At 59.2% G+C, this 16,638-nt stretch carries 15 protein-coding genes; 10 read left to right on the forward strand and 5 right to left on the reverse strand.

Features of this window, described 5'->3' with window-relative positions:
* Positions 1–30: 30 nt before the first annotated feature.
* A complete protein-coding gene (locus ACYVIT_RS25290; RefSeq protein WP_415805760.1) occupies positions 31–462 on the reverse strand; it encodes a GNAT family N-acetyltransferase in 432 nt (143 codons plus the stop codon).
* Between the two features lie 90 nt (positions 463–552).
* Between ACYVIT_RS25290 and pdxR the strand changes: the two genes are divergently transcribed.
* Positions 553–1,977 carry a MocR-like pyridoxine biosynthesis transcription factor PdxR gene (gene pdxR / locus ACYVIT_RS25295; protein ID WP_415805762.1) on the forward strand — a complete coding sequence of 475 codons (1,425 nt, stop codon included), beginning with the start codon at positions 553–555 and terminating at the stop codon, positions 1,975–1,977.
* A 3-nt stretch (positions 1,978–1,980) separates the two neighbouring features.
* Here the strand turns inward: pdxR and ACYVIT_RS25300 are convergent, their stop codons facing one another.
* Entirely contained in the window at positions 1,981–2,733 is a 753-nt protein-coding gene (locus ACYVIT_RS25300; protein WP_415805763.1) for an IclR family transcriptional regulator, read from the reverse strand.
* 104 nt (positions 2,734–2,837) lie between these two features.
* On the opposite strand from ACYVIT_RS25300, the gene ACYVIT_RS25305 reads away from it, so the two are divergent.
* From ACYVIT_RS25305 to ACYVIT_RS25340, 8 genes are all read left to right on the forward strand, one after another.
* Entirely contained in the window at positions 2,838–3,827 is a 990-nt protein-coding gene (locus ACYVIT_RS25305; protein ID WP_415805764.1) for a Bug family tripartite tricarboxylate transporter substrate binding protein, read from the forward strand.
* An 18-nt stretch (positions 3,828–3,845) separates the two neighbouring features.
* Positions 3,846–5,351: a class I adenylate-forming enzyme family protein gene (locus ACYVIT_RS25310; protein ID WP_415805765.1), complete on the forward strand. Its 1,506-nt coding sequence runs from the start codon at positions 3,846–3,848 to the stop codon at positions 5,349–5,351.
* Positions 5,348–6,133 carry a citryl-CoA lyase gene (locus ACYVIT_RS25315; RefSeq protein ID WP_415805766.1) on the forward strand — a complete coding sequence of 262 codons (786 nt, stop codon included), beginning with the start codon at positions 5,348–5,350 and terminating at the stop codon, positions 6,131–6,133. Before ACYVIT_RS25310 ends, ACYVIT_RS25315 begins: the two co-directional genes overlap by 4 nt.
* Before the next feature lie 2 nt (positions 6,134–6,135).
* Positions 6,136–6,888, forward strand: a complete 753-nt coding sequence (locus ACYVIT_RS25320) for an SDR family oxidoreductase (RefSeq protein ID WP_415805767.1) — start codon at positions 6,136–6,138, stop codon at positions 6,886–6,888.
* Positions 6,885–7,727: an SDR family NAD(P)-dependent oxidoreductase gene (locus ACYVIT_RS25325; protein ID WP_415805768.1), complete on the forward strand. Its 843-nt coding sequence runs from the start codon at positions 6,885–6,887 to the stop codon at positions 7,725–7,727. Before ACYVIT_RS25320 ends, ACYVIT_RS25325 begins: the two co-directional genes overlap by 4 nt.
* Before the next feature lie 101 nt (positions 7,728–7,828).
* Complete coding sequence (locus ACYVIT_RS25330) at positions 7,829–8,824, forward strand: Bug family tripartite tricarboxylate transporter substrate binding protein (RefSeq protein WP_415805769.1); 996 nt, start codon at positions 7,829–7,831, stop codon at positions 8,822–8,824.
* Positions 8,825–8,916: 92 nt separating this feature from the next.
* The gene (locus tag ACYVIT_RS25335) at positions 8,917–10,470 is read left to right on the forward strand and encodes an amidase (protein WP_415805770.1); all 1,554 of its coding nucleotides are present in this window, start codon (positions 8,917–8,919) and stop codon (positions 10,468–10,470) included.
* 148 nt (positions 10,471–10,618) lie between these two features.
* Positions 10,619–11,893: an MFS transporter gene (locus tag ACYVIT_RS25340; RefSeq protein ID WP_415805771.1), complete on the forward strand. Its 1,275-nt coding sequence runs from the start codon at positions 10,619–10,621 to the stop codon at positions 11,891–11,893.
* Between the two features lie 181 nt (positions 11,894–12,074).
* Here ACYVIT_RS25340 and ACYVIT_RS25345 read toward each other — a convergent pair whose 3' ends face one another.
* Both ACYVIT_RS25345 and ACYVIT_RS25350 read right to left on the reverse strand, forming a co-directional pair.
* On the reverse strand, positions 12,075–13,412 hold the full coding sequence (locus ACYVIT_RS25345) for an epoxide hydrolase family protein (RefSeq protein WP_415805772.1): 1,338 nt from the start codon (positions 13,410–13,412) through the stop codon (positions 12,075–12,077).
* 298 nt (positions 13,413–13,710) lie between these two features.
* Positions 13,711–14,955, reverse strand: a complete 1,245-nt coding sequence (locus tag ACYVIT_RS25350; protein ID WP_415805773.1) for an alpha-hydroxy acid oxidase — start codon at positions 14,953–14,955, stop codon at positions 13,711–13,713.
* A 163-nt stretch (positions 14,956–15,118) separates the two neighbouring features.
* Between ACYVIT_RS25350 and ACYVIT_RS25355 the strand changes: the two genes are divergently transcribed.
* Positions 15,119–16,015: a LysR substrate-binding domain-containing protein gene (locus ACYVIT_RS25355; RefSeq protein ID WP_415805774.1), complete on the forward strand. Its 897-nt coding sequence runs from the start codon at positions 15,119–15,121 to the stop codon at positions 16,013–16,015.
* Positions 16,016–16,025: 10 nt separating this feature from the next.
* Here ACYVIT_RS25355 and ACYVIT_RS25360 read toward each other — a convergent pair whose 3' ends face one another.
* A complete protein-coding gene (locus ACYVIT_RS25360) occupies positions 16,026–16,628 on the reverse strand; it encodes a hypothetical protein (protein WP_415805775.1) in 603 nt (200 codons plus the stop codon).
* Positions 16,629–16,638 lie beyond the last annotated feature (10 nt).

A 16,638-nucleotide genomic window follows, 5' to 3' on the forward strand; every position in this document is an offset into this window, starting at 1 on the left:
TCAAGAATAAAAAGCAGCGATAAGAGAAATTTACAGCTGCTGACCGAAATGCAGCCCTGTGGCCAACAAGCCTTGACGAAAATAAAAGCGTTGCCCCAAAGCATTGGCCAGGCCAGTGTCCAGCACAAAATGCGCGCAACCTTGGCGGCGCGCTTCGTCGCGCACGCTGTCGATCAGCGTTGCGCCCACGCGATGCCGGCGCGAATTCCCTGTGGTGATCAGGTCATCGAGATAAAGAAAGCGTCCGTATATCAAGTTTTCCTGCAGGCGATACCCTGCCAACCCTTGAATCTGTTCGTCTCGCCAGGCTGCCAGCAGGCGGTAACCCTGTTCGGCTTGCCGGCGTACCTGGGCGGTAAAGGCACTGGCGCCGGTCAGATGCGGGCGCAATTCCCGCATGACTACAAAACCGGCTTGATAGTCTTGATCGCTCTCAAGATGTCGTAAATGAAGATCGGACATGAGATTTCCTTGTGGTGAGGCCTCTAATTTAGGAAAATCTTGACCTATCAGGTAGGTGCAAGATTTGAATAAATTAATAGGACATGATTTATGGACTGGCGTGACCTGAGGTTGAGCCGGAAGCAAGGAGGACCGGTTTATTTGCAGCTATATCGCCGATACCGAGAGGCGATCGAGTCAGGCAAGCTGTCGCCAGGTGATCGTGTTCCTTCTGTGCGCAGCCTTGCCAGCGAGTTGAACCTGGCGCGTGGAACCATCGAGACGGCGTATCAAATGCTGGTCGCCGAGGGTTATTTCGTGGCGCGCGGTGCGGCCGGGACAGTGGTGTCGCCGCGATTGGGAACGCTATCGGAGCCTGTTCACGTCAAGGCGTCCAGCTCTGGGACGCATACGTTGGCACGTCCGCTGGAGATGCTAGGAGACGATGTGCCCTTCAGGCTGGGGTTGCCTGCACTGGATGCCTTTCCACGTAAAACCTGGGCCCGCCTAGCGGGGCGCAGCCTGCGTACGCTGGAGACGGCGTCGATGCTGGCGCCCGATCCGGCGGGATACGAGCCCCTGCGGCGCGCTATTGCGGCTTACCTGGGTATTTCCCGCGGTATCGCTTGCTCGCATGAGCAGGTGTTTGTGACGGTCGGCTATCGAGGTGCGTTGGAACTGGTTTATCGCACCCTGTTGCAAGCCGGAGATCTGGGGTGGTATGAGGAGCCCGGCTATCTCTTTGCTCGACAGTGTTTACACCAACTCGGCTTGCGTTTGATGCCCGTTACGGTCGATGGCGAAGGCCTGAATGTGGATGTCGGAAAACGGCGCGCGGATCAAGCGCGTTTTGTGGTGGTGACACCGGCTCATCAGAGCCCCATGGGGATGGCGCTATCGCTGCCCCGCCGGCTGCAATTGCTGGAATGGGCCAGCCATCACCAGGCTTGGATCATCGAAGACGACTACGACAGCGAGTTTCGCTATCACGGGCGTCCCTTGCCGGCATTGAAAAGCCTGGATCGGGAGGGCAGCGTGCTCTATACCGGGACGTTTAGCAAAGTGCTGTTTCCCGGATTGCGATTGGCCTACTTGGTCGTGCCGGATTCGCAAGTACAGCGGTTCCGGGACATCGTGGAGCACATGCCGGGCGCAGGCTCAATGCTGCCGCAAGCCATGGTCGCCGATTTCATCGAGCAAGGACACTTTGCGCGGCATCTGCGCAGGATGCGTTCTCTTTATGCTGAAAGACGCACTTATGTCGTCGATGCGCTGCAACGTACGCTGGGCGATCGGCTATATGTCGAACCCCAGGCTGGAGGCATTCAAGTGATGGCGCATTTACAGGGGGAGTTTGACGACAGACACATCGCGACCCAGGCGCAGGCCAATGGACTGGCTGTCCAGGCATTGAGTCAATGGTGCATGCGTAAATCGCCGCTATCGGGATTGATCATGGGTTTTGCCAATTTCGCTACGCCCGAGGCCGCCCAGGCCGCCGTGCGGCGATTGGCGGAGTTGGTCGTCGAGCGGTAGGGTTCACACGGCCTCTCCGATTTCACGGCGAATCAGTTCTGCGATGGCGCGTTGGCGGGGGGCAGGCATTCGATCGAGAATGCACGAGACGCTGAGCGCCAACCGCGGGTACCCGGAACGGTCGCGCAATGCGACGCCAACGCCGAGTACGCCCGAGACGGCGGCATTGCCGACAGTTGCCCATCCTCTGTCACGCGTGGCTTCGACCAACAGTCTCATGTGGGCCATGGTCATGTTTCCGTATGAGCGCAACGCCTCACGGTTTTGCTGGATGACGGCTTCCGCCTCATCTGGGGGTAAAGCCGCCAGCAACGCCAGCCCTGCCGCGCCGACTCCCAAGGGCTGACGATGGCCGATGGTCACGGCCAATACCTGAACGGGGTAGCTGCCGATTTCCCGATGCAGGCACAACGAGTCGGAACCAACACGGCAGATCAAAAAAGACGAGTCGCCCGTGTGATCGCTGATGCGTCGCATGGCAGGAGCGAGCCGCGCCACTGACAGCGTCTGCTCGTCACCCAATTGCGGCCAGAGCGACGCTGCGCGGTACAGGCCCGTTTGCGGATCGCGAACGGCATAGCCTTCTTCGACGAGGACGGAGATATAGCGATAGACACTCGTGCGCTGCATGGACAGCGCCCGGGCAATCCCGTTGATGTCCAGCCCCTCGGGGGAGCGTCGCAGTGCTGCAAGGATATGCAGCCCCCGTCTCAGGGTGCTTGCGCCATGGCTACTGTTTTGGGAGTCTTTGTTCATTATTCAAACACAACATCTTTGCGAGATATCCGAGCGAGCACATCATAGATCGCACAGGACAAACCTATATTGTCCAAATAATAAACAACCCATTGGAGACTGCAATGCATTCTGTTATGCGACGTTTTGCCGGCTGCCTGACACTCGCCCTCGTGAGCATCGGCTTTGCGACTGGCGCTCAGGCGGCGGACAACTATCCTTCTCGTCCTATCACACTGGTCGTCGGCTATGCGGCCGGCGGCGCCACAGACATCGTGGCTCGTCTGATGGCGAAGTCTTTGTCGGACTCGCTGGGCCAGGCGGTGGTCGTCGAGAATCGCCCCGGCGCCAACAGCAACATCGGCGCCGAAGTGGTATCCCGCGCCAAGCCTGACGGCTATACCTTGTACGTCGGTTCGATCGCGAACACGATCAACCGCACGCTGTACGAAAAGCTGAACTACGATTTCAAGAAAGACTTCGCGCCTGTGGCATTGCTGGCCACCATACCGAACATCCTGGTGGTGCATCCCAGCCTGCCCATCAAGTCGGTGCAGGAATACATCGCTTACGCCAAGAGCCATCCCGGCAAGCTGACCTGCGCCTCATCGGGCAGCGGTTCTTCTATCCATCTGTCGTGCGAGCTCTTCAAAATGGCGACCGGCACGGATATTTTGCACGTGCCTTATCGCGGCAGCGGACCGGCGGTCGCCGATTTGTTAGGCGGGCAGGTGAACTCGATGTTCGACAACCTGCCGTCATCGCTACCGCAAGTCCAGGCAGGCAAGCTGCGTGTCCTGGGCGTGACGTCGCTTGAGCGAGTCCCCTTTGTGCCTGACGTGCCGACCTTGGCGGAATCTGGTTTGTCAGGGTTCTCTGTGCAGTCGTGGTTTGCGGTGATGGCGCCTGCAGGCACACCTGTTGCCGTCGTCGAAAAACTGAATGCCGCGATCAACAAAGGCCTGACGGGGAACGAGATGCGCAGTGCGTACGAAAACGGCGGGTTCGTGCTGCCCGCACAACCCAATACGCCGGCAACCTTGCAGGCATTCATCGATAGCGAGATCGCGAAGTGGGGCAAGGTCGTGACCTCGGCTGGCATCAAAGTGCAATAACCATCTCAGGAGCTGTTTGTGTACCCGATTGATTTTTTTCTGCGGGCGGCTGCTCGCTTTGGTGATCGCATCGCGTTGGATACGCCACAAGGTGCCTGGACCTACGACCGCCTGCGCCGCGAGTCGCTGGCACTGGCGACCGCGTTGCAGACGCTCGATCCTGCACCGCAAAGCCGAGTCGCTATTTGCGCGGGCAACACCGCACAGCATGTGGTGGCGTTGCTCGCTGTCATTGCTGCGGGAAAAATCTGGGTACCCCTGAACTATCGCAGCACCAAGTCGGAGATCGTGCGCATTCTGGATGCGACTGAGCCCAGTATCGTGATGACCGATGGTATGGGGGATGCGTTGGTAGATGTCGGTCAGGCCGTGCATATACGCCTGGATGCGCCGGCTGATGGGCTGGCTCTCGCCAGCCTGCTAAAGACTTACGAGGGCCGCGAACCGGTGCGTTGCGAGCCCGGGACCGACGCTACGCAAGCGATTAAATTCACGGGCGGCACGACGGGACTGCCCAAGGGCGTGATGCAACCCTATCGTGCCTGGACGGCGGTGATCGTCAATCAGATCCATGCATGGAAATTGACCAGCGATGATCGCTACGTCGTCGCCGCACCGGTGACACATGGCACCTCGACATATTTGTTGCCGGTGTTGGCACAAGGCGGCACGCATGTCTTTCTCGAGGAGTCTTCGCCTGCCACGATTACCGCAGCGTTCCGCGAGCGCGGGGGGACGTTGTCATTTATGCCGCCCACACTGATCTATATGATCATGGCGCAGCCCGGTGTGTCGCGTGCAGATTTTCCGCAGCTGCGTAATCTGATCTACGGCGGGGCACCGATGCCGGTCGAGAAATTTGAGCAGGTCCGTGAATTTTTCGGCCCTGTGATCGGTTCTACCTATGGCCAGACCGAGTCGCCGCAAATCGTGACTGTCATCACGCCAGAGGATTTTGCTGATCCCGCCAATGTGGGATCCGTGGGCTGCGCAACGTGGTTTTCAGCGTTCGCCATCATGAACGCCGAGGGACGGATTCAACCGGCAGGTCAACCGGGCGAGGTTGTCGTGCGCGGCGATTTGGTGATGACGGGCTACTGGAGGCTGCCGGAAAAAACAGCTGAGACGCTTGTCGACGGATGGCTGCATACGGGGGACGTCGGTGTCGTCGACGAGCGTGGTTTTTTATATATCAAAGACCGCTTACGCGACGTGATCATCACGGGCGGCTTCAACGTCTATCCCATTGATGTCGAGAACGCGTTGGCGCAACATCCCGCGGTCTATGAATGCTCGGTGTTCGGCATTCCAGACGATAAGTGGGGCGAGGCCGTGCAGGCCGCTGTGCAATTCCATCCCGGCCTCTCGGTCGATTCGCAGGAACTGATGTCATTCGTTCGCGATCGGCTCGGCCCGGTGCACACGCCCAAACGCATTCATGTGATCGATAGCCTGCCGCGTTCGCCGGTCGGCAAGGTCCTCAAAAACGTTGTTCGAGATTCCGTGCTGAAGGAGGCCGTATGAACCGTCCCGTTACCCATCTGTGCGCCCATCATCTCGAGGGCATGTCGTACCGTGATGCCGATCTGGTCGAGGATCTGATTGGCAAGAAGACATTTTCCGAAGTGATGTTTTCACAAATCATGGGCCGCGATGCGCGGCCGGTGGACTTGCGCATTGTCGATGCCGTATTGATCACGCTGATGGAGCATGGATTAACGCCCAGCGCGATCGCAACACGCGTGGTGTACATGAGTGCACCGGAGAATCTGCAAGGCGCCGTGGCGGCTGGCTTGATGGCGGTCGGCAGCAGTTTTGTCGGTACGATGGAAAACTGCTCTGTGCTGCTCGATCGGATTCTCAAGGCAGACGACGCAGAGGCCGAGGCGCGCGACATCGTGCAGGCGCATCGAGATACTAAAAAGCCATTGCCTGGATTCGGCCACCACTTGCACAAGCCGGATGATCCGCGTGCGCTCAAACTATTGGCTTTGGCAAAAGCGGAGCCGGATCTGCAAGGCAAGTGGGTTAGCGCATTGGAACTGCTCGCTCGCACCGTCGACGAGATCTACGGTCGGCACATCACCATCAACGCAACCGGAGCCGTGGCGGCGTTGTTGGGTGAGCTGGGTATTCCGACCAATTTGATGCGCGGATTTGCGGTGATTTCGCGGGCAGCAGGACTGGTATCGCATATTGCCGAAGAACAACAAGACCCGTCTGGACGATTTATCTGGGAAACGATTGACCGTGAGATTCCGTATGTCGGAGCAGGGAAATCGGCGCATCACCAAGCGGGGGATTGAAGATGAGCACTTTCGACGCCAAAGGCTCGTCGCCGCCTGCCGTGCTCGTGACGGGCGGCAGCGCGGGTATAGGCCGAGCGGTGATTGAACGCTTGCTGCAAGAGGGATACGAAGTCATCAACTTTGATGTCAGCGCGCCGGCCCAGTGTTTGCCAGGCGAGACGCACGTCTGCGTCGATCTCGCGAATGCGGCGGACACCCGTCAGGCGGCTGCGGCATTGGTGGCAGAACGTGACGTCCTGCGTCTGGTGAATAACGCGGGGACGGTGCGGCCCGCCTTGCTCGAGCATGCATCGACGGAGGACCTGGCGTTCGTGATGGCGTTGAACATCCAGACGCCGATGTTACTGATGCAGGCACTGTTGCCGACGATGCGCCGTCACCGGTTTGGGCGGGTCGTGAATATTTCCAGCCGTGCTGCCTTGGGCAAAACCGAGCGCACCGTCTATGCGGCTAGTAAGGCAGGCCTGTTGGGGATGACGCGTACGTGGGCTCTGGAGATGGGCGGCGATGGGATCACGGTCAATGCGATCGGGCCAGGTCCGATCGCGACCGAACTGTTCGAGCGGGTCAACCCTCCAGGCGCACCGCAAACTGAAAGAATCCGGGCAAGTATTCCAGTGGGGCGCATGGGCACCCCTGCGGATGTGGCCCACGGAGTGGCCTCTCTGTTGGATGACCGAGCCGGGTTCATCACTGGACAGGTGTTGTATGTATGCGGCGGTATGACCGTAGGCCTGGGGAACGCAGCATGAGCACAGATCTCGACTACCTGCAGACGGTGCTGCCCGCCCCGAGCGCCAGGCTGGCGGGGAAGGTCGTCCTGGTGTCAGGGGGAGGTTCCAGCGGCCCGGGGTGGAGCATAGGCAAGGCTTGTTGCGTCACCTTGGCTCGTCATGGCGCCTCCGTGTGCGTGTTGGATGCCAATCTCGATGCGGCCCGGGATGCGCTATGTGCCGTCAAGGCGTTGGGCGCACAGGGTATCGCGTTGCAGGCCGATGTCGCTGATGCGGCAGCGATGGAGCGCGCCGTGCAGGCGGTGATGTCCGCATACGGCCGGATCGATATCCTGCAGGCAAACGCCGGCATAGGCAAAGTCGGCGGGCCCGAAGACATCGCATTAGCCGATTGGGAGCGCATTCAGAAAGTCAACGTCGATAGCCTGCTGATCGCGAGCCGGTTGATCCTGCCCATTATGAGTAAACAGGGTCATGGGTCGATCATCACCGTCTCGTCGGTCGCCGGCATGCGCTATTTGGGCTATCCGCATCTGGCCTACAACGTCACCAAAGCCGCCATCATCCATTTTGCCCGCATGATCGCTCAACAGTATGCGGAGCAGGGCATCCGTGCCAATACGGTTGTGCCGGGTTTGATCGACACGCCACGCGTGCGCAACACCGTGGCAAAGATGTTTTCGGCTGACGATTTTGAGCAAGCCAAAGCCGCGCGGGATCGGCAGGTACCCATGGGGCGCATGGGCACGCCGTGGGAGGTCGCCAACGCGGTCGCGTTCCTGGCCTCGGACGAGGCCGCCTATATCACGGGTACCGAACTGGTCGTGGATGGCGGGTTGATCGGCAAATACGTGTGAATTCCTGAAGACCCCTGCACGCCTGCCGTGTGGCATGCGTGGCGGTGTGTCATCGACACAATCACAAACCATATCAGTGGTGTTTATCAAGGGAGTTTGAAATGTGGAATCGCCGCAGTATCAAATCGTTGGTAAGCTTGGCTGCCGTCACGGCAGGGTTGGCTTGTGCTGTACCGGTATTGGCAGACGAGCCGTATCCTCAACGGCCTGTCACGATCGTCGTGGCTTTTGCTCCGGGAGGAGCAACTGATGTACTGGCCCGCAAGTTAGCGCAAAAACTGGGGGATCATTACAAGCAGTCGTTTGTCGTCGAGAACAAGCCGGGGGCAGGGGGAAACATTGGTACCGCCTACGCGGGCCGGGCCAAACCCGATGGCTATACGCTGTATCTTGGTACGGTTGCATCGCACGGCGTCGCCCCCAATCTGTACAAGAACGTGGGCTATGACCCTGTCAAGGATTTCGCACCTATCGGCTTGATCGCCGCGAGCCCTCAAATCGTCGTCGTGAACAAAGACTCGCCGCTGCATTCGATCGGCGACTTGGTGCAACACGGTAAGAGCGGCAACGCCACCTATGCCTCGTCAGGTGCGGGGACCACGATTCATTTGGCTGGCGAGATGTTCAACATCAAAGCCGGCACCAAGATGGAACACGTGCCTTTTTCTGGCAGTGGGCCCGCCGTCAATGCTTTGCTGGGCGGACATGTGGACGTGATGTTTGATGACATGCCGTCGTCGGCACCCCATGTGAAAGCCGGCAGCCTGCGTGCCTTGGCGGTAACGGGTACGACACGCTCTGACTTGTTTCCCGATTTACCCACATTGTCGGAGGTGGGTAAACCGTATGGATTAGAGGGTTTCGATGTCTCTGCCTGGTTCTTTCTGGGAGCACCGGCGGGCATTCCGGACGATATTGCAGACTCCCTTAACCGGACGCTCAACACAATCTTGGTCGAGGATGATATGCGGCGTTATGCCGCTGAACGCGGCGCCGGGACCTTGCCCGGAACACGTGATGAAGCTCGGCAGTTTATTGCCAAGGAGCTGAAAAAATGGGACGACATCATCACCCTGGGCAATATTCCGAAGCTGTAGCTTCGGCATCGGGAGTCCTCGCGTATAACCAGGAGCGTGCGGTGAAAAGTATGGCCAGCGGACAGCTTGAAATAATTGAAAAGTGGCAAGAAATGGCAAATCGCCTGGCCGAGGCCGCGATGCCCAGCCTAGGTTTGACGTCGATCCCTATGGCACAGGCATTGCACGCCACCGCCCAGGTGGAGCCGAGCCGCGATGCGGTCAATATGCCAACTGCTGAACTGGGTTGGCACGATTGGTGGGAAAAGCGGGCAGGCCTTGCCGCGCGCGCTTTCAGCGTGCAAGACCTGGCGAACATATCGCTGGATCGTTTGGCTCGCGTGAATGACGTGACGATGGCGTGCGTTGAATTGCTTCGTGAGTCAGCGCTTGATCAGGCCCGCGCATTGGACAAGCGTTTGGCAAGTGGGCTAGCGCTGGGGCCGGTAGGTGGAATGCCGTTGGCACATAAGGACCTGTTGCACCGCACAGGCTATGAGACAGGCTACGGTATGGCGGGTCCAGCCGCGAAGGCTTCGTTCGATGCTACCGTGTTGCGTCGTTTTGACGAAGCCGGAGCATTGCACTTGGCTCGGCTGCATATGACGGAACTTGCGTTTGACCCGTCCGGCACCAACGAAATGGCGGGCCATTGCCGCAATCCCTGGTCGATCGATCACATTCCCGGCGGATCATCTAGCGGCTCGGCCGCTGTGGTCGCCGCGGGCGCTGTGGATGGGGCATTGGGCAGCGACACCGGGGGCTCGATCCGTATTCCTGCCGCATTATGTGGCGTGACGGGTTTAAAGCCTACCTATGGTTTGGTCAGCCGCGCAGGCGCGATGAGTTTGAGCGCTACGCACGATCATCTCGGGCCTATTGCGCGCAGTGCACGAGATTGTGCGCTGATGTTGCAGGCAATCGCAGGGTACGACGGTGCAGATGCGGGCAGTGTGCCGGCCCCGGAAAACAACCATTACGTTGACGGGATTGATAGATCGGTGGCGGGGCTGAGGATAGGCGTGCTGCAGGGGGGCTTCGCCGACGGCGTGGATTCACGAATACAAGCCGTCATGACGCAAAGCCTGGCGTCGTTGAGATCGCTCGGAGCCGACATTCGGGAGGTGCCGGAATTCCCCTACGATACGCTTAATGAAATGGCGATCTTGATGATTCGTGCCGAAGCCACGTCGTTGTATGAGCGCCTGATAAGGCCTGGGACTGACGCCGTCCTGGGCGACTTTACCCGCGCCAGGCTGCAGGAAGGCACGCCGATTCCCGCCTCCCTGTATCTGCAGGCGATGGCTCTGCGTGGTCCGTTATTGGTGCAGTTTGTGCGGACGGTCATGTCAGATGTGGATGTACTGATGGCGCCTGTTTTTCCCCTGCCGACACCACGTGTCGATGCGTTTGACACGATGAATGCCGAGTCACGGCGTTTGCGTGGCGAATTGACGCGCCTTACCCGGCCGTTCAACTACCTAGGCTTGCCCTCGTTGTCGTTGCCAGGAGGAACCTGTGTGCCTGACGACGAAACGGCCGCGCTTCCAGTAGGGTTCCAGTTGATTGGGCGCCCTTACAGCGAGTCATTGCTATTGAGGCTCGGGCATGCATTTCAGAAAAACACGGCATGGCATCTCCGCATGCCTGCGTTGGCCACGCTATAGGGTTTCCCTTGGGCATAAGTCGCCGCCCTGAATGGTTGCTGCCAGTCTTATATAAGACTGGCATAATAATACCTGCCGGCACCTATCCCTTTGTTTGTTCCTTGCCCGAGGAACGGCCGCCGGCTCTGGCCGTCCTTTACCCGACTTTATGTCTGCCCCGTCTCCCTCCAGCCGCTCTGCGCTATTTCATCAGCCCTCCGGTTTCCTGTCGTTTCTGCTCGCTCGTGTATTGGCCATGGTTGCTACGCAGGTGCAGGCAGTGGTGGTGGCTTGGCAGGTTTACGATCTGACGCGCGAACCCATGGCGTTGGCCTATGTGGGGTTGGCCCAGTTCCTGCCCATGCTGTTCTTGTTACTGCCAGCAGGAGACCTGATTGATCGATTGCCGCGCAAACACATTCTGGGAGTGAGTTGGGGTGTAGGCGCAGTCTGCAGCGCCTTGCTATGGTGGCTATCGGATCATGGATACGACGGCGTCTCGAATATATATGCCGTGCTGGTATTGTTCGGCGCTTCGCGCGCGTTCTCCGGGCCGGCGATGCAAAGTCTGCTGCCCCAATTAGTCACGCGCGAACAATTGCCTCAGGCGATTGCCACGAACACCATGGTGATGCGCAGCGCAGCGATCGGTGCTCCCATGCTGGGTGGTTTGCTGTACGGCGCAGGTGGCAGCCACGCGACGTATCCCATCTGTATGGTGGCGTTTGCTGCAGGGGCGCTGTTACTGCAAAAAGTGCGTGTTTTGTATTCGACGGCCCACCAGAACGGGGCCGCTACGTCGCAGGCGGGCAGCACCAATATCTGGCAGCGTTTTGGTATCGGCATTCGTTTTATTTTCCGCCGCCCCATGATTCTAGGAACGATTTCGCTGGATCTGTTTGCCGTGCTGCTGGGTGGGGTTGTGGCGCTGTTGCCTATTTATGCTCACGAAGTCCTGCAGGTAGGGCCGCAGGGGCTGGGCCTGTTACGCAGCTCCGCCGCAGTCGGCGAGGTGGTGGCGGGTATCTGCCTCAGCATGTTCCCCTTTAACGCCAAGGTGGGCCAACGGATGTTGCTGGCGGTGGCAGTGTTCGGCATTGCCAATCTGGTGTTCGCGTTATCGCACTGGATGTGGCTGTCGTGCCTCGCGCTAGCCGTCGCGGGCGCGGCTGATATGGTGAGCGTGTATGTACGAGGCGCCTTGCTCCAATTTGCGACACCCGACGAGATGCGCGGCCGGGTCAATGCCGTGAACATGCTGTTTATCGGTTCGTCCAATGAGCTGGGCGAGTTCCGCGCCGGCGCCAGCGCGGCCTGGATCGGCGCTGTGCCGGCGGCGATAGCGGGCGGTCTTTGTACCTTGGGCGTAGTGGGCCTGTGGAGTTATCTGTTCCCGCCATTGCGTACTGTCAATCGATTTGAGGATGCGCAAAACCGGGATTGATCCCGGCCCTGATGCGCGTATTACGTCAGGCAGCGAACGGTGCGAGGTGTTGATGAATACCCGGGTGATCCAATCATAGTCGGCGAAGACGTCTTCCCTGCCTCGCAGGAACGGTTGCGCGACTCAGGACGTTAGCGATCCTTGAGTCGCGTCATACGTGTTCACAAGATCGGAAACAGCGTTATCGCACCGATTTGAATGCGGCGCGCAGTTCCTCGGCAAACAGCTGCGGCTGTTCCCATGCTGCGAAATGGCCACCCTTGGCTGCTGTATGGTAGTAGTACAGAGAAGGATACGCCTGCTTGCTCCAGCTCTCCGGTGCTTGGTAGATCTCGTGCGGAAAGACGGTAATGGCTACCGGCACTTTGATGTCGCGTGTCTTTTGGGTTTCGGCGCTGAAATTATTGTTATTGTTTTCCCAGTAGAAGCGCGACGACGATGCCCCTGTATTGGTGAGCCAATACAGCGTAATGTCGTCCAGGATGGCATCACGGGATATCACTTGCTCCGGCCTGCCATTGCTGTCGCTCCATTCGGCGATTTTTTCATAGGCGAATGAGGCCAGGCCCAGGGGCGAATCCGTCAATGAATAGCCGATGGTTTGCGGACGCGTGACCATCATGGCGCCGTAGGCAGCATTGCGGCCAAAGAAAGTACTCAAGGTTTGGTAGGCCTTGCGCTCCGGGTCGGTGAGTTGGGCCGGTGCGGGGTCGCCGGCAAGGAGCGACTTCATCAGCGGACCAGGTACCGTGGCGGGCATATTCAAGTGAATTGCCTTGAGTCCTGGCGGCGCCTGGCGTGCGAGTGCGTCGGAAATGACGGAGCCATGGTCACCGCCTTGCGATACATATTCCTTATACCCAAGCCGTTTCATCAGGACGTCCCACGCGTGCGCGGTGCGATCGGGCCCCCAACCCAAATCCGTGGGTTTTTCCGAAAAACCATAGCCAGGAATTGACGGAATGACCACGTCGAATGCATCCTCTGCGCGGCCGCCGTAGGCGGTGGGGTCGGTCAGCGGCCCGATGGTCTTGATGAACTCGAAGATCGAGCCTGGCCAGCCGTGCGTCAGAATGATTGGCAAGGCGTTCGGATTGCGCGATTTGACATGAATGAAATGGATGTCGATACCATCGATCCTGGTCACGAATTGAGGCAGCGCGTTCAACTGAGCTTCGGCCTTGCGCCAGTCGTACTGGGTACCCCAGTATTTCAGGAGTTCCTGCATACGCGCGGTCTGGATACCCTGAGAATCATCATTGACGGTTTCCTTGTCCGGCCAACGCGTGGCAGCAATACGCCGGCGCAGGTCGTCGATCTGGGCCTGGGGCACGTGTACGTGGAACGGGCGAATGCTTTCGTCGGCGTTGGCATCGGCAGGTACCGTAGCAGTGGCCTGGGCCGTAGTTCCTGCGGCGCTGGCGGGCTGTATGTATCCAACCAGAGCGATCGTTGCCAGGGAGGCAGTAGCAAGCACACGTCGGATAGACTGGGAATTCTGAATCAGAGCATGAGGCATGATGGTTATCCAGGTTGACTCCAATTGATGCAGAGATCAGGAGCAAGGTTGAACGAGCCATCACAGTCTAGAAATGGAGTGTCGCTGATATGTGTCGGTGCGAATGCGTTTTGCGGTCGTTCTGTATCCGTTGTGTGGTGGTAGATACAGGGAGGTACATGGAATTGGATGTGCGCTGCCAATCCATTGTTCACCAAGGCAGGCTGACCCAGGTGGAGTGATATGTTCCCGCCATTGCGCGCACTGTCACTCGATTTGAGGATGCGTAAAGCCGGGATTGATTCCGGCCCGGGTTGTGTCAACGGCTGCGTTGCCGCAGATGTTGCGGCCCCAACTCTGACGGGTTCAGCACGCCCAGCAAGGCCATGTTGCGCGCCATTTCCGTAGCGAGAATACCGATGGCGTGCGTGACGCCTGCCTGCCCGGCCACGGCGCCGGCGTAATTGAACGGCCGACCGACGAACACGAATTTTGCACCCAAGGCCAACGCCATGAGGACATCGCTGCCTCGACGAAAACCGCCATCTATCATGACGGGATAATCCGGGCCTACTGCACGTACGACATCGGGCAGTGCGCGCAAGGGAGCGATCGCGCCATCGAGTTGCCTGCCGCCATGGTTCGAGACAATGATGCCGTCAGCGCCATATTGCCGTGCCATTTGCGCGTCTTCCGGGGCAAGAATGCCTTTGATGACGAGGCGGCCTTTCCAACGCTCGCGTATCTGTTGCACGTGCGCCCAGTTCAGATGATCGCGGGCGCCAAATTCGCGCATGACGTTCGACGCGATGATGGGCGCGCCGCGTGTGGCGTGGGAGTTTTCGAAATGCGGCACGCCATGACGCAGAATGGTTTTGAATGCGGTGCCGAACAGCCAACGGGGATGGGTGATGCCATCCCAGGCCAGACGCACACTGGGGCGCAGCGGCGTGGAAAAGCGCGCGCGGATATTGTTTTCGCGATTACCCGAAACTGGGACGTCGGCGGTGACGACGAGCGTTTTGAATCCCGCGGCCGCGACACGGTCCACCAAGGCGTCGATGCGTTCGGGTTCGCCAGGAACATAGGCCTGAAACCAGGCTTTAGGATTGGCGGCGGCGATGTCTTCCAGGCGGATGAGCGAAGACCCGCTCATGATGGCGGGGATCTGCGCTGCCGCGGCGGCCTGTGTCTGGATCAGATCGCCCCGGTAGGCTGACAACGCGCTCACGCCCATGGGGGCGATGCCGATGGGCGCGGCCCAGCGTTCGTCGAACAGCGTCGTGGCCAGTGAACGGCGCGAGGTGCTGATGAATACCCGGGGGATCCAATCGTAGTCGGCGAAGGCATCCTCGCTGCCGTGTAGCGCACGATCGGTTTCGCAGCCGCCGCTGACGTAGGCAAAGATGGGCGAGGGCAGATGGCGGCGAGCGGCTTCCTCGAAATCCGCCAGCGACAGCACGCGTCGCAAGCGTTGGGGCACCTGCCATCCACCCGTATTGGATTTGGTGGGAGAGGTGTGGCTGGCGATGGGGTAGTCCTGTAGGCGGAGTTCGTCTTGCATGAAAATTCCGGAATGAGCGAGTAAGGTCGTATGCTAGAGCGAAATAATCAAGTAATGGGCGATAATTCGTCGTTCCATAAGTAAGGAATTCTTGACAATAGCGCAGCTGCCTCAGAAAAGGCTGCCATCGCGCATTCTGGATAGCCAGGGGCTCGGACAACCTATGAAACTGCAGTATTTGGCCACGCTTTCCGCCGTTGTCGCGCACGGTAATCTGACCGCCGCCGCCGAACAGGTCAATCTGACACGCAGCGCCGTCAGCTTGCAGATGAAGCAACTGGAGGCGTATTTCGGGCAGTTGCTGTTCGACAGGTCCGGGCGTCATGTGCAGCCTACTGCCTTTGCGCGCGAGGTGGTGCGTACGGTAGATCGAGCCATGGCCGAAATCGAGGCGTTGCGCAGTCATGCGGCCCGTGCGCCCGGCGGACTGGTTCGGCTGGGCATCACTGATTCCGCGCAGACCACGCTTTTGCCATTGGCGTTCGCCGATCTGTTGCGCAGCGCGCCGCAGGTGGAGCTGCAAATCGAACGCGGTTCGACGCCCATTTTGCTGGACGAATTAAAAGCCGGCAGGATCGATGTGGCGGTGCTGATCCGGCCGCCTACCGGCGGATCGAGCCGGCTGTTGTGGACGGAGTTGCTGAATGACGAACTGGTGCTCGTGGTGCCCAAGGGATTGAGATCTGCACCGCCCGCTCAGATTTTGCGTGAGCAGCCCTGGATCCGATTTGACCGCCGTATGGTCGCGGGCCGCATGGCTGGGCAATTCGTGGAAAAGCTCGTGCCTCAGCGGCAGGCGTTGATCGATCTGCCGTCGATAGATGCGATTGTGGCCATGGTTGGCGCGGGTGTCGGCGTGTCGGTGCTGCCGCGATTACGCGTCGAGCATTTGCATGCACACGCCGTGCGTGAAGTGAGCCTGGGACCGAACGCGCCAGTACGCAAGCTCGCCATGGTGCGTCGCAAAGCCGAGTCGGATCATCGGCTGCTGGATATTGTGGAGACGTCTTTTGTGGCGGCGGCGCGGCAGTTAACAGAGGGCGGGCGTCACTCGGGATAGTCGCAGCGGCCTAACCCCGCCATTGCTGATAAGCCAGACGCGTCACGGTGGAGACCGAGTCCAGTACCTTCTGATGACTCACTTGGTGCCGTAGCATCAGCCGTGCATCGGCCACGTTGCGCGATTTGCAGTACCAGTGGCAGCTGTGCTGAAACAGATACAACTCTGCCGAGAGGTGATACGCGCGGGTTTTGGGATCCCAGCCATCGTTGTTGTCTACGACATGGCGCAAGCCCGCTGCGTGGATATGCAGCAGTTCACGAAAATCCCGCGTCATGCTGGGTAGAAAGCGCTCGATGTAAGGGACACAGAACGACAGCATGCACATGGGCGTGTCCTGGCGGCTTTCCTGTTGCATGGATTTGGCCAGTGACAGTACTTGTGCAGCCACGGAGCGCTCGGTGGGAGCAAAGGTCTCCAGCACCTGGAGCTGACGGGCTTCGGTGTCCGCCTTGATGGCGCGAATGTAGCCTTGTGTGAGGGTTTCCATGTGGCGCTCGAGTTGCAGGTTGGCCAAATGGCGTCCGAGCAAAACGATGTGCGTGCGCTGATAACGCACGCGCAATACCTGCCATACCACGACTACTGCCAACAACGTTAATGCGATGTCCATCGCTTGTGAT

This window comes from Bordetella muralis, from assembly GCF_054781015.1.